Raw genomic sequence first — 13,670 nt, forward strand, 5'->3', positions numbered from 1 at the left:
GTCCATGATGAACATGAACCCTTTTTACACCTGCCACTGGATCGGTCAACCGATCCTTAAATGATCGGCATTAGCCCGCAGGCTGCCCGTTGCTATCCGCAGTGATTAACCCGCCGGATAGTGATCGCTGTTAATCCAGGCGTGATCGCTTTCCCAGCTGAATTTCCACAAGCGAACCGGCCCTGCCATCACATTAAGATAGTAGTTGTTGTAACCCGCTATCGTCGCCACGGGATGGTAACCGCGCGGCACCGTGACCACATCCCGGTTGTAAACGGCCATGCACGCATCCAGCGAACGATCGTCCGTGTAAACGCGCTGCATAGCGAAGCCCTGTTCGGGTTCAAAGCGGTGGTAATAGGTTTCTTCGAGATAGGTTTCGTTCTCACTGTTTTCCTGATCGTGTTTGTGACTCGGATAGGAACTGGTGTTGCCCTCGTCGGTAAACACCTCTACCACCAGCAAGCTGTTTGCCGGTTCACTGTCCGGCAGAATGTTATGCACCAGGCGCTGGTTGTGTCCTTTGCCACGCCGTTCAACGCCGACATCTTCTGGCGCAATCAAGCGGGCGGGCAGTTTGTCGCGCTGGCCCGGAGCCTGACACACGGCCAGTTCCAGATCGCTGTCAGCCGTTACCGTCACGGCATCATCATGCGGGACGTACACGGAATAAGGCGGTATACGTTCAAACGGCGACATCCGCTTGCCAAGCCCCGGAAAGGTCGCATGGCGCGTGGTGACGGAAGCCAGGCCCGCGACCAGCACCAGACAAAGTTCAGTATCGCCGCTAGTGAGGTTGAGCGTTTGCCCTTTTTTCAACAGGTAAGACTCGAAACCTACATAGCGCCAGCCCGCACTTTCCGGCGTCACCTGCTGTATGCGCCCCTGGTTATCAGGCTGTTTTACCTTCGAGAGTAATGACATCCGCCGTCTCCTTATCCGCCGTCCTTCAGAGTAAACATGCTGTTAGCCAGCGCCCACGATCAGGCTAACTGGCCCATCCACTTAACCTAACGTTGGCATACTAAATTCAGAAACCGTTTGCTGACCGCTCGGCCAACGTACGGTAGCCGTTTTCATGCGCGTATAAAAACGCACGCCATCTGGCCCGTGGACGTTAAGCGCCCCGAATACCGACCGCTTCCAGCCACCAAAACTGTGGAACGCCATCGGCACCGGAACCGGCACGTTGACGCCGACCATGCCAGCTTCGACATCCTGCACAAACTCACGCGCAGTGTGACCATTACTGGTAAAAATGGCGCTACCGTTACCAAATTCGTGACTGTTAACCAGTTTCAGCGCACTGTCGTAATCCGCCGCGCGCATGATGCTCAGCACCGGGCCAAAAATCTCTTCGCGCCAAATCACCATCTCTGGCGTGACATTATCGAATAGCGTGCCGCCGACGTAGTAACCGTCCTCAAAACCCGCGACCTTTTGGTTACGCCCATCGACGACCAACGTTGCCCCTTCCTGCTCGCCACTATCGATATAGCCCAGCACTTTTTTCTGATGGGCGGCAGAGACGACAGGACCCATTTCATTTTCGTCGCTGCCCTTGTTGATGCCGGGACCGATGCGTAATGCTTTAATCAGCGGCGTCAGGCGCGAAATCAGCTTATCCGCCGTGTCATCACCTACCGCCACCACCACCGGCAGGGCCATACAGCGCTCACCCGCAGAGCCAAATGCACCGCCCATGATGGCATTGACCGTGGCATCCAGATCCGCATCTGGCATCACAATGGCGTGGTTTTTTGCCGCGCCAAATGCCTGTACGCGTTTACCATGCGCACTGGCCGTTTTATAAATGTGCTCAGCCACACCCGACGAGCCGACAAAGCTGACGGCCGCGATACGGGAATCTTTGTAGAGCTGTTCTGCGTTGTCATTCGAACTGTGGACAACGTTGAAAACGCCGTCCGGCAAGCCCGCTTCCTTCAGCAGCTCCGCCATGCGTACCGCGGCTGACGGGTCCAGTGCCGGTGGCTTAAGAATGAACGTGTTACCGCAGGCCAGCGCAATAGGGAACATCCACAGCGGCACCATGGCAGGGAAATTGAAAGGTGTAATTCCGGCGACCACACCCACAGGCTGCATGAGCGAGTAGCTGTCTACCCCGCCTCCCACATTGGGTGAGTTCTCACCTTTAAGCAGGTGGGGAATGCCGCAGGCGAACTCAATCACCTCGATGCCGCGCGTCAGTTCGCCTAACGCATCGGACCAGACTTTACCGTGCTCAGACACGATCAATGCCGCCAGTTCATCACGATGTTGTTCCATTAAGGCTTTAAAGTTGAACATCACCCGGGCGCGACGCAGCGGTGAGGTTTTGGACCAGGCAGGAAAGGCAGCATGTGCCACGTCAATCGCCTGGGCCACTTCATCTGCGCTGCTTTGGGTCAGTTCACGGATAACCTTGCCGGTCGCCGGATCGAACACAGGAATGGTTTCGTTGCTGGCACTGAACGTGGTTTTACCGCCAATAAAATTTCCTACGATAGTCATGATGTTGCCTCTTTGGTGTGTACGGTTCCAGCAGGCAAAGCACAAGAAGTGGCATGCTGGCTGGGCAGATGAAGCCAAAAGCATGCTATGAAGCTATTACAATGAAACAAATTTTTCAAATAAATGTTTTTGGAAAATTACTTTTTAGTGGAGCAGATCGCATTTCTTCATTTTATCCCCGATGAGCCGCCAGCAAAGGCTGTTCTTTGGCTCGCCGCAGCGTCACATCTGCCGACGCGGCAGATAACGAAACGCCCACCTGTCAGGCTTTTTATCGATCTCTCAGCGAAGATGCCGGTTGCGGTCAGACAGACTGAAGCGAAAAAACACTCTTTTAAAATTTCAAATTCAACAAATTCGAAATAAAAGTTTCTTTTAGCGCCGTGTTTCTTCCTTATCGGTGTGAGGAGATAAGCGTGCAGCATGCCATCGCGCTCCTTATGGATCGCCTCGTGACGCACTTCCATGGTGCAAAAAAACGGCTTAATGGCGATTTCATGAACCCATAATTTCTTACATGCCCAGTCAGGAATCATCTGTTTCATGTGCATCCGGGCGTAATACACCAGACAGAACCACCCTATCCTGTTGATTTAATAACGTTAAAAGCATTCAGACATGATAAGTCAAAAAGCTGGCCTGCTTTATGCAACATCGAACCACTTCCCCGCACTGAGATGAGATAACCGTGTCTGACGAAAAAAACAGCGGCCTGCTTTACGGTCTGGACCAACGCATTCCGCCACTTCAGGCTTTTTTTAGCGCCTCACAGCATGTGCTGGCCGGCCTGGTCGGCATCATTACGCCCCCGTTGCTGATCGGCACGGCGCTGGGTCTGGACGCGTGGCTGCCGTATTTGATCAGCATGTCGTTGCTTGCCTCCGGCATCGGCACCTTCCTGCAGTCAAACCGCGTTTGGGGCGTGGGTGCGGGCATGATATGCATGCAGGGCACCAGCTTCGCCTTTCTCGGTGTGGCCATCTCCGGTGGCCTGTGGGTCAAAGCGCAAGGCGGCAAGCCAGAGGACATTATGGCGATGCTGTTTGGCGTCAACTTTGTGGCGGCGCTGGTTCCGGTTATCGTCAGCCGCTTTATCGACACCTTAAAGCGGGTCTTTACTCCCGTGGTGACGGGCAGCGTTATTGCGCTCATTGGTATCAGCCTGATTAAGGTCAGCGTCATAAACTGGTGCGGCGGTGAAAAGGCACCGGATTTCGCCAGCCTCAGCAACCTTGCACTCGGTGCGTTAACCCTGGGGGTGATAGTGCTGCTAAGTTGCGCCAGCAACCGTTGGCTGCGACTGTCCTCCATCGTAGTGGGCATCGTCACGGGCTGTATCGCCGCCGCGCTGAGTGGCAAATTTCATATTCAGGGTCTGGGTGACAGCACCTTCCGTTTACCGTCCCTGTTTCCGTTTGGCTTCCACTTCAGTAGCACCATTTTCATCCCCGTGGTGCTGGTCTCGCTGGTCTGTATTATTGAGGCAGTGGGCGACCTTACCGCGAACAGCCTGATCTCCGGCAAGTCGATTACCGATCGGGCCTTCAGCGCCCGTCTCAAAGGGGGCATTCTGGCTGACGGGCTGAGCTGTATGATTGCAGCGATGCTCAGTGCCTTTCCCAATACCACATTTGCGCAAAATAACGGCGTGATCCAGATGACCGGCGTAGCAAGTCGTTTTGTCGGTCGCTATGTCGGTGTGATGCTTATCCTGCTGGGGCTGTTTCCCCCCTTTAGCGAGGCGCTGCGACAGATCCCCACGCCGGTGCTGGGTGGCGCAACGATGGTGATGTTCGGCTGTGTGGTCACGGCAGGGATTCGCATCCTCAGCCAGACCGCGCTGACGCGCAGGGAGATGCTTATTGTCGGGCTGGCTTTTAGTTTCGGCCTGGGGATTGAATCCGTTCCTGCATCGCTTTCCCATCTGCCGCCCATGATTGAGAACCTGTTTGGTTCGGCAGCCACCAGCGGCGGCCTTGTCGCCATTGTCCTGAACCTTCTTATCCCGGGTGGTGAAACCGCTGTGTGTGAAGAGGTAAAACAGGGCGAATCCGCGCAGTCGCTTTAACACCGCATCCGCACCCACGCCAGCGTTGTCGTGGGTGCGTCGCTGTGCGCGCAGACGCACAGTGTCATAACGTGGCGTGCCTCACTCAGCGCCGATAGCGCGCTTTTATGCGCAAGCGTGAAGCCAGGTTATCGTGCCCGTAGCCAGCCAGCCGCAGCGCCTGATTTACCGTTTCCCTTAATGAATCAGACGGTTACTTTTCCTTCAGCTACACTTTCATCAGTTATTTATGCGTAGAGATAAAGAATGAACGCGTTGCAGCAGGAAAAAATTGGACAAAACATCTTAATTAAACTGGCGATGCTGGTGATTATTCTTGCGGGGATACGAGCCGCCTCCGACATTCTGGTGCCGTTACTTCTGGCGGCCTTTTTTGCCATCGTACTGAATCCGCTCGTGACGATACTGATGCGGCGCGGGCTGCGACGCGGGATGGCGATCGGGCTGGTGATTACGGTGATTTTTATCGTCATTCTGCTGCTGGGAGCCGTGCTGGCCAGCTCCATGAGTGAGTTTTCCGACCTTTATCCTCAACTGCGCACCATCCTGGAAAAGAAAATGGTGGTGGTTCAGCATCTGGCGGCCAGCATCCATCTTAATATCTCGACTAACTCCCTGGTTCAACGCTTTGACCCTAACACCGTCATGAACCTGGCCAGCGTGGCGCTGAGTGGGTTTTCCGGTGCCATGACCAATACCGTTTTACTGGTCCTCACCGTGGTCTTCATGCTGTTTGAGGTGCACCATTTGCCTTATAAAATGCGTAACTCCTTTGTGAACCCCAAAATTCGCATTGCCGGATTACACAAGGCACTCAAAGGTGTGACGCACTACCTGGCACTGAAGACGTTGATCAGCCTGATCACCGGGATAGCGGTCTGGCTGACGCTCTACCTGCTGGACGTGAAGTTTGCGTTACTGTGGGGCGTTGTGGCCTTTATTCTTAACTTTATTCCCAATATCGGGCCGATTATCGCCGGTATTCCGCCTTTCCTGCAGGCGCTGCTGCTCAACAGCGTCTTTGACGCGGCGATGGTGGCGGCGCTGTTCACTGCCATTCATATGGTATTTGGCAATATGCTGGAGCCGCGCATCATGGGGCGCGGCCTGGGTTTATCAACGCTGGTGGTGTTTTTGTCGTTGATATTCTGGGGCTGGCTGCTGGGCCCGGTCGGGATGTTGCTATCGGTTCCCCTGACCAGCATCACCAAGATTCTGATGGAAACCACGCCGGGCGGCAGCCGTCTGGCTATCATGTTGGGCACCGGCCGGCCCAAACCTTCGCGACTGTTAACCAAGTAAGCGCTGCTGCACATGTTGCAGATGATGCCTCATCGCCGCCTGTGCAGCCTGCTCATCCCCGGCAACAATCGCCTCAGCGATACGCTGATGGTCGGCATTCATTTCCTCCGCAAAGGTATTGTCTGCATAGTGACTTTCCAGTCGGCGGACATGCGCGCTGTCGCGTTTGTTCCACAAATTTTCCATCATCTCCCGCAGCAGATCGTTGCCGCTCATCTCGCTAATCAGCAGATGAAACCCCTTGTCCTGCTCAATAAAAGCCGCGTCGTTTTCATTAAATGCCTGCAGCGCTGCGCTGAGGGACAGCAGTTGCTGACGCTGAGCTTCACTGCCGTTTCGCGCCGCCAGCCCGGCCAGCATACTCTCATAGGCTTCGCGCGCCTGTAGCAGGTCCTGCAGGCTGAAACTCTCCGTTTCTTTGCCGGGTGAGGGCTGGGGTAAGGTCTGAGCGACAAAAACCCCTGTGCCGGTGTAAATATTGACGTAGCCCGTCATCTCAAGCGCAATCAGCGCTTCGCGCACCGACGACCGGCTGACGCCAAGCTGTTTAGCCAGTTCCCGCTCCGGCGGCAGCGCACCGCCCGGGACGAAATCGCCGCGATTAATGCCGTCAATAATGGCATTGGCAATCTGCCGATAAAGCCGCTCAGTTTTTAAGACCGGTAGCGCCATAACCCTCTCCTGTTGTCGACACGCTTTTAGGCTTTGGATGATACGTATTTACTATGCTGCGATCCGGATCACGGCCTTAATTTACGCGCTATCTTACTCTTGGTCCAGCGGCCTGACCACTGGGCCACACGTTCACCAAGGAGTAATAATGGAACATACATGGCGCTGGTACGGCCCAAACGACCCTGTGTCACTCGACGATGCTCGCCAGGCAGGTGCAACCGGGATTGTCACAGCACTTCACCATATCCCGAACGGCGAAGTATGGCCTGTCGCCGAAATCAAAGCACGTCAGGCGCTGCTGGCAGAAAAAGGGCTCACCTGGTCTGTCGTTGAAAGCATTCCCGTTCATGAAACCATTAAGACGCAACGCGGCGATTATCAGCACTATATCGCCAACTATCAGCAGTCGATTCGCAATCTGGCCGCGTGCGGGATTGATACCGTCTGCTACAACTTTATGCCGGTGCTGGACTGGACGCGTACCGATCTGGCCTGGGCACTGCCGGACGGTGCGAAAGCGTTACGCTTTGATGCCGATGCGTTTGCCGCCTTTGAACTGCACTTGCTACAACGCCCCGGTGCAGAAAAAGATTACAGCCCCGCCGAGCAAAAAGTTGCCGCAGAACGGTTTGCTGCGATGAGCGAAGAAGAAAAAACCACGCTGGTGCGCAATATCATCGCTGGCTTACCCGGCGCGGAAGAGGGTTACACGCTTGAGCAGTTTCAGGCTCAGTTGGCCCAGTATGACGGTATCGACAAAGCCAAACTGCGCGAACACATGGCTACCTTTTTGCGGGCCATCGTCCCCGTAGCGGAAGAGGTCGGCATTAAGCTGGCCGTCCATCCTGACGATCCACCGCGTCCGATCCTTGGCCTGCCGCGCATCGTCTCTACCCAAGAAGATATGCAGTGGCTGAAAGAAACGGTAGACAGTCTGCACAACGGATTCTGTTTCTGTACCGGTTCCTACGGCGTCCGTGAAGATAATGCCCTTGTCGCAATGGCAGAAGCCTATGCCGATCGCATTAACTTTGTGCACCTGCGGGCGACAAAACGAGAAGCGAACCCCAACAGCTTCCACGAGGCGGGCCATCTGACCGGCGATGTGGATATGGTTGGCGTCATCAAGGTGATCCTTGCCGAGGAGCAGCGTCGTCGCCGGTCGGGCGAGCAACGTGCCATTCCGATGCGTCCCGATCACGGTCATCAGATGCTGGACGATTTGCACAAGCGCACCAACCCGGGCTACTCCGCGATTGGGCGGCTTAAAGGGCTGGCAGAGCTGCGCGGTGTGGAAGTGGCACTGAAGCAGATTTATTTTCAGGATTAACAGGTCGTTGCCCCGCGCTGTTCAGGCTGTCGGGGCACACATCCGTCTGACCTCGTTTTTATTTCACGGTTATCGCCTTATCCGCGCCCGCTATTTACCCGATTATCCGACGGCAACCGCCCTCCCGCCGTAAAAAGACAGTGCGCATTTTACCCCGCCGGGTTTGGGTTTCGCTCTGGGTTGCCGCCCAACCGCGACCGTTTACAGGTCAGTCACCGTCCGTTCTTCCGCCTTACGCGATCACCGTTTTGCTGCAGCCATCAAACTAATCGCTGAACTTTCACCAATAGTATGAATTTTGTGTCAATTAAATGCCCACAAGGTCGATAATTGACCTTATCGGATGATAAGGGATTTCCGACCGTTCACCAGCGGCGTGAACTGGCGTGCTATGTTGCAGTGACCCTTAGCACCTCGCAAAACATCATAACGATTCAGAGGTTTTTACGGTGCCGCTAATAAAAAGAAAGCGCGATCACGCCAGATCGCTCATCGTCCTTGCAGGGCTTCTGCCCCTGCTTTTGGGTTTGCTATTTACTGCTATCGATGCCAGAAAGACCGTTAAAGAACAACAAGTGAATACGGCAGCGACCTTGCTGTCTCAGGCTGAAAAAATCAGCGATAACGCCTGGAGTATGATCGCTTCGCTTCGTCAATATGACGATCAATCATGCGATCAGGTCGAGAATACGCTGCGCATCAATGGCACCCTTCATCCCTATTTTCGCGGTATCGGCAGGCTGGAAAGCGACATGGTCAGCTGCTCTTCCGCCTATGGCAACAAACCCGCGACCCTTGAAGCCATGATTGGTACTACACCGCCGGTGACGGGCAAAGACCGGTGGAGTTTATCCCTCACCGGTTCTTACAGCGTGCCGGATCGGCCTGCGGTGATATTCGTGCGCCAGATTTCTGCGGACAAAGCACTTTGGGTGATGGTGGAAGGACAGTACCTGATTGATTTTATGAGTGCCCTGGGCAGCACACATGAGTACAGAATCACCATGCGTTTTAATAACGGCGCGCCAATAGTGTCAGGCAATCGCGAAATGCCAGGCAACCACTGGCTTTTACCGCAGATATACAAGGCGGCTTCCTCTCGTTATCCCATTAGTGTCACCCTGATTGCGCCGAGCGCCGAGCGGGTCAAGACGTGGGCACAGTTGCTTTTCGTGTTTATGCCAATGGCGGCGATTTTTTCCGTTCTGTTTATGATTCTGACGACATCCTGGTTACGCAGGCGCTTTTCATGGGGAGATGAAATGCGTCGCGCTATCCGCTCCCGGCAATTCAGCGTGCATTACCAACCAACCTACAGCTGCACACTGCAACGCTGCTCCGGTGCAGAAGCACTGCTGCGCTGGACGCTGCCCAATGGTGACAGCGTGCGCCCTGACACATTTATTACCGCCGCCGAAGCGGAAGGCATGATTATCCCGGTGACGCACCATCTGATGGATCTGATTGTGGAGGACACGCAACACTGGAAGCCCAATCCAGGCTTTCATCTGGCGATTAATGTGGCAGCCGAACATCTGCAGCACCCAGACTTCGTCAATGACATGCTGAACTTTGCTAAAAGGATGGCGAAAACGGAGTTTAACATTACCCTGGAACTGACGGAGCGCAGCCTGATTAAAGAAGGGAACGTGGTCGCCACTAAGCTGGCTCAGCTGCGCCAGGCCGGGATGAAAGTGGCGATTGATGACTTTGGCACAGGTCATTGCTCACTTAGCTACCTGCAAACCTTTGCGCTGGACTATCTTAAAATCGACCAGGGTTTTATTAACGCAATCGAGTCGCTGGAGGGGGAAACGCCGGTGCTGGATGCCATTATCAGCCTGAGTCATAAACTGAAGCTGCAGGTCCTGGGAGAAGGCGTGGAAACGGCATTGCAGTTCCGCTATTTGCAGCAGCATGGCGTCACCTTCGTCCAGGGCTATTTTTATGCCCGACCCATGGATAATACGGCGACGATTGCGTGGATGGCGCAGTATGGTCATCTGCCCGTTGAGGTGGATAACCCCTGAGCCGCGGGCGCTACACGCAGAATCAGCCTGATGGCGACGGCGTTGACTGGCTTATTTTCGCTGCGACGCCCGTTGTTTACTCGCCGCCCGCAATGCCACCGCCACCGCGTCTTCCTGTTGGTCGCAAGAGGCAGCATCAGACGCACGCCCGGCACGCTGATTCAGGCGTTGCAGCGTTGGCATCGACTGCTGTAACAGCTGCTGGCACACCTCATAGTCCGAGCACTGCTTGCCCGTTACCGTCGACGTTTGCAGCGTCTCGCTCAACTGTGTCAGTCGATCAATCCAGTATTTAGCCCGGCAGCTTAGCCATCCTGAATGGAGCGGCACGTGAGTGGCGACGTCAGTCTGCCGGGGAGCGCGACCCACCTCAGAAGAATCCATTAATTTTCTTTCTACACTATCGATCTGCGCCACCCAGGGGCTCTGGCAAGTGTTGGATGCTTTCCTTGACATTCTTCCTCCAAATCAAGGTGAAAGAGTATTGCCGAAGGCGCTCCATTAGGCAAGTTTCAAACCCCACCCCGACAAATGCTTAAAATTTATTAATAACTTAAGCCAGGCGGTGACTGTCGTTCAACATCGAAGCGCTTATTTACCAGGCAAACGCGCGGGAAGCCTGACTTTTTTTCGCGTCGTTTCCTGCTACAAACCGCAGGTGAAACTGCTCGTTTTCAGTTCAAACATGACAAATATCACACAAAAACGTTATACTCTTCCGCCGATAAACCAGATGACGGCAGTATTGGTTGTATTGGTGAGTCGACAGAGAATGCTGTTTTACGGCTATGCTTAAATTTCCTCAACGAAGCGGTCTGAACGCTATTTTCGGTTCGCGCCGTTGAGGACTTTCATGTTCCATTACAGGGTAATTCTATGAAATTGCGTAGGAAGCGTGTAAAACCAATTGGGATAGATGATGTCACCATCATTGATGATTCCCGTTTACGTAAAGCCATTACCGCCGCCTCTTTGGGTAACGCCATGGAGTGGTTCGATTTTGGTGTTTATGGCTTTGTGGCTTATGCCTTGGGTAAAGTGTTTTTCCCGGATGTCTCGCCAGGGATTCAAATGATTGCCGCCCTGGCAACCTTCTCCGTTCCATTCCTGATTCGTCCTTTAGGCGGCCTGTTCTTCGGCATGCTGGGTGACAAGTACGGTCGTCAGAAAATACTGTCGATTACCATCGTCATTATGTCGATCAGTACCTTCTGTATCGGCCTGATTCCCTCCTATGCCTCCATTGGCATCTGGGCACCGATTCTGCTGCTGCTGGCCAAAATGGCCCAGGGCTTCTCGGTCGGCGGGGAATACACCGGCGCGTCTATCTTCGTCGCCGAATATTCGCCTGACCGCAAGCGCGGCTTTATGGGAAGCTGGCTGGACTTCGGTTCGATCGCCGGCTTCGTGCTGGGTGCCGGCGTTGTCGTGTTGATCTCGACCATTATCGGTGAACAAAACTTCCTTGAATGGGGCTGGCGTCTTCCGTTCTTCCTGGCGCTGCCGCTAGGGATTATTGGCCTGTATTTGCGCCATGCCCTGGAAGAAACCCCCACGTTCCAGCAGCACGTGGATAAGCTGGAGCAAGGCGACCGCGAAGGTCTGCGTGACGGCCCGAAAGTCTCTTTCAAAGAGATCGCCACCAAACACTGGCGTAGCCTGTTAGCCTGTATCGGTCTGGTTATTGCAACCAACGTGACCTACTACATGCTGCTGACCTACATGCCTAGCTACCTGTCGCACAACCTGCATTACTCCGAAGATCACGGCGTTCTGATTATCATCGCCATCATGATAGGAATGCTGTTTGTCCAGCCGGTCATGGGGCTGCTGAGTGACCGCTTTGGTCGCCGTCCGTTTGTGATTATCGGCAGCATCGCCCTGATGATCTTTGCTATTCCCGCGTTCATGATGATCAACAGTGGCGTGCTGGGATTGATTTTTGCCGGACTGCTGCTGCTGGCCGTTATCCTTAACGCCTTTACCGGCGTGATGGCCTCATCACTGCCTGCCATGTTCCCCACCCATATCCGCTACAGTGCACTGGCCAGCGCCTTTAACATTTCGGTACTGGTTGCCGGTCTGACACCAACCGCGGTAGCCTGGCTGGTTGAGACCACCAATAACCTCTACATGCCGGCCTACTATCTGATGGTGGTCGCGGTGATTGGCCTGATTACCGGTCTTTATATGAAAGAAACGGCGAACAAGCCCCTGAAAGGTGCCACACCTGCCGCCTCTGACATGGAAGAAGCGCGCGAAATTCTTCAGGAGCATCACGATAACATCGAGCAGAAAATCGAAGATATCGACGAAGAAATCGCCCGACTGGAAGCGAAGCGTAAAAACCTTGTGCAGCAGCACCCGGATATCAACGAGTAACCTCCTCGTCTCCCGCCCCTGTGGCGGGAGACACATTTACTGTCTCGGCACACCGCACACAAACCTTCATCGCCTGCGCCTAATCGGAGTAGACTAGCCGTCTTATTTAATTTGGCCAGGTGAGTAACAATGTCTGATTTTTCCCTTACCCAACGTCCCAGAAGATTGCGTGCCAGCGCGTCACTGCGAGCAATGTTCCAGGAGTCCAGCCTTAGCCTGAACGATTTGGCGCTGCCCATTTTTGTTGAGGAAGGTATTGATGACTATAAAGACATTCAGGCTATGCCTGGCGTAAGACGTATTCCGGAAAAACGTCTGGCCTATGAAATTGAACGTATTGCTAAGGCGGGTATCCGCTCGGTGATGACCTTCGGGATTTCCCATCATACCGATGCGACCGGCAGCGATGCGTGGAATGAAAACGGTCTGGTGGCGCGCATGTCGAAAATTTGCAAAGACACCGTGCCTGAAATGATCGTGATGTCGGATACCTGCTTTTGTGAGTACACCAGCCATGGTCACTGTGGCGTGCTCTGTGATCACGGCGTCGATAACGATGCCACCCTGATCAACCTGGGCAAACAGGCCGTTGTCGCGGCCGCAGCGGGGGCAGATTTTATCGCGCCCTCTGCCGCAATGGATGGTCAGGTAAAAGCGATTCGTCAGGCGCTGGATGCCGCAGGCTTTACCCAAACGGCAATCATGTCCTATTCCACCAAGTTTGCGTCATCTTTCTATGGCCCCTTCCGCGAAGCAGCCGGCACGGCGCTGAAAGGCGATCGTAAAACCTATCAGATGAACCCGATGAACCGTCGTGAGGCCATTCGCGAGTCACTGATTGACGCCGCGGAAGGTGCTGATTCGCTGATGGTTAAACCGGCGGGTGCCTATCTGGATATTCTGCGCGATATTCGTGATCGCAGCGAACTGCCGCTAGCGGCCTATCAGGTCAGCGGTGAGTACGCGATGATCAAATTCGCCGCTCAGGCGGGTGCCATTGATGAACGCAACGTCGTGCTGGAAAGTCTGGGGGCGATTAAGCGTGCTGGCGCAGATCTGATTTTCAGCTATTTTGCGCTTGAGCTGGCTGAAAACAAGCTGCTCTAAAGGCTAAATGACGGGCCTTCTGCGACGGCGCTTGCGCCAGCGCAGAAGGAGTTCTTCCCGTCCTGCAAGGCAATAAATTAACCACCCTCACAACGCTCATAATACAATAACATTACGCCTCGCCCTTCCTCATCTCAGAAACAAAAAGCACACATGCGGCTACCTAATATAATTATTCGACCTATAGCTCCACATGGCAGGAAATAACCATTCACTTCCTTAAGAATCTTTACGTTCGTAATGTTTTGAGAAACATAGGATAATT

General features: G+C 54.1%; 11 protein-coding genes. 6 read left to right on the plus strand and 5 right to left on the minus strand.

Going from position 1 to position 13,670, the window contains the following annotated elements; translation table 11 throughout:
* Window positions 1–105 precede the first annotated feature (105 nt).
* The 3 genes from iolB to NR177_RS18750 form a co-directional block, all read right to left on the minus strand.
* On the minus strand, window positions 106–924 hold the full coding sequence (gene iolB, locus NR177_RS18740; RefSeq protein WP_256853397.1) for a 5-deoxy-glucuronate isomerase: 819 nt from the start codon (window positions 922–924) through the stop codon (window positions 106–108).
* A gap of 81 nt (window positions 925–1,005) precedes the next feature.
* The gene (locus tag NR177_RS18745; protein ID WP_063877571.1) at window positions 1,006–2,511 is read right to left on the minus strand and encodes a CoA-acylating methylmalonate-semialdehyde dehydrogenase; all 1,506 of its coding nucleotides are present in this window, start codon (window positions 2,509–2,511) and stop codon (window positions 1,006–1,008) included.
* 167 nt (window positions 2,512–2,678) lie between these two features.
* Window positions 2,679–3,056: a hypothetical protein gene (locus tag NR177_RS18750; RefSeq protein ID WP_256853398.1), complete on the minus strand. Its 378-nt coding sequence runs from the start codon at window positions 3,054–3,056 to the stop codon at window positions 2,679–2,681.
* Window positions 3,057–3,199: 143 nt separating this feature from the next.
* On the opposite strand from NR177_RS18750, the gene NR177_RS18755 reads away from it, so the two are divergent.
* Complete coding sequence (locus NR177_RS18755) at window positions 3,200–4,579, plus strand: nucleobase:cation symporter-2 family protein (RefSeq protein WP_256853399.1); 1,380 nt, start codon at window positions 3,200–3,202, stop codon at window positions 4,577–4,579.
* A gap of 246 nt (window positions 4,580–4,825) precedes the next feature.
* Window positions 4,826–5,881 (plus strand): AI-2E family transporter, encoded by a 1,056-nt coding sequence (locus NR177_RS18760; RefSeq protein ID WP_096012684.1) that lies wholly within the window; start codon window positions 4,826–4,828, stop codon window positions 5,879–5,881.
* Here the strand turns inward: NR177_RS18760 and NR177_RS18765 are convergent.
* Complete coding sequence (locus NR177_RS18765) at window positions 5,870–6,553, minus strand: FadR/GntR family transcriptional regulator (protein WP_063877575.1); 684 nt, start codon at window positions 6,551–6,553, stop codon at window positions 5,870–5,872. The two genes, NR177_RS18760 and NR177_RS18765, sit on opposite strands and share 12 nt — an antisense overlap.
* 148 nt (window positions 6,554–6,701) lie before the next feature.
* On the opposite strand from NR177_RS18765, the gene uxuA reads away from it, so the two are divergent.
* Window positions 6,702–7,886: a mannonate dehydratase gene (gene uxuA / locus NR177_RS18770; RefSeq protein ID WP_109717829.1), complete on the plus strand. Its 1,185-nt coding sequence runs from the start codon at window positions 6,702–6,704 to the stop codon at window positions 7,884–7,886.
* Window positions 7,887–8,335: 449 nt separating this feature from the next.
* Window positions 8,336–9,916, plus strand: coding sequence for an EAL domain-containing protein (locus NR177_RS18775; protein WP_109717830.1), 1,581 nt, complete (start codon window positions 8,336–8,338; stop codon window positions 9,914–9,916).
* Window positions 9,917–9,967: 51 nt separating this feature from the next.
* Here the strand turns inward: NR177_RS18775 and NR177_RS18780 are convergent, their stop codons facing one another.
* A complete protein-coding gene (locus NR177_RS18780) occupies window positions 9,968–10,300 on the minus strand; it encodes a hypothetical protein (RefSeq protein WP_172896994.1) in 333 nt (110 codons plus the stop codon).
* A 492-nt stretch (window positions 10,301–10,792) separates the two neighbouring features.
* Here NR177_RS18780 and proP point away from each other — a divergent pair, with 492 nt between their 5' ends.
* The gene (gene proP / locus NR177_RS18785) at window positions 10,793–12,298 is read left to right on the plus strand and encodes a glycine betaine/L-proline transporter ProP (RefSeq protein ID WP_063877579.1); all 1,506 of its coding nucleotides are present in this window, start codon (window positions 10,793–10,795) and stop codon (window positions 12,296–12,298) included.
* A 129-nt stretch (window positions 12,299–12,427) separates the two neighbouring features.
* A complete protein-coding gene (gene hemB, locus NR177_RS18790; RefSeq protein WP_241568191.1) occupies window positions 12,428–13,405 on the plus strand; it encodes a porphobilinogen synthase in 978 nt (325 codons plus the stop codon).
* Window positions 13,406–13,670 lie beyond the last annotated feature (265 nt).

Source organism: Pantoea sp. Fr+CA_20 (genome assembly GCF_024520835.1).
GTDB classification, from domain to species: Bacteria; Pseudomonadota; Gammaproteobacteria; order Enterobacterales; family Enterobacteriaceae; genus Pantoea; species Pantoea allii.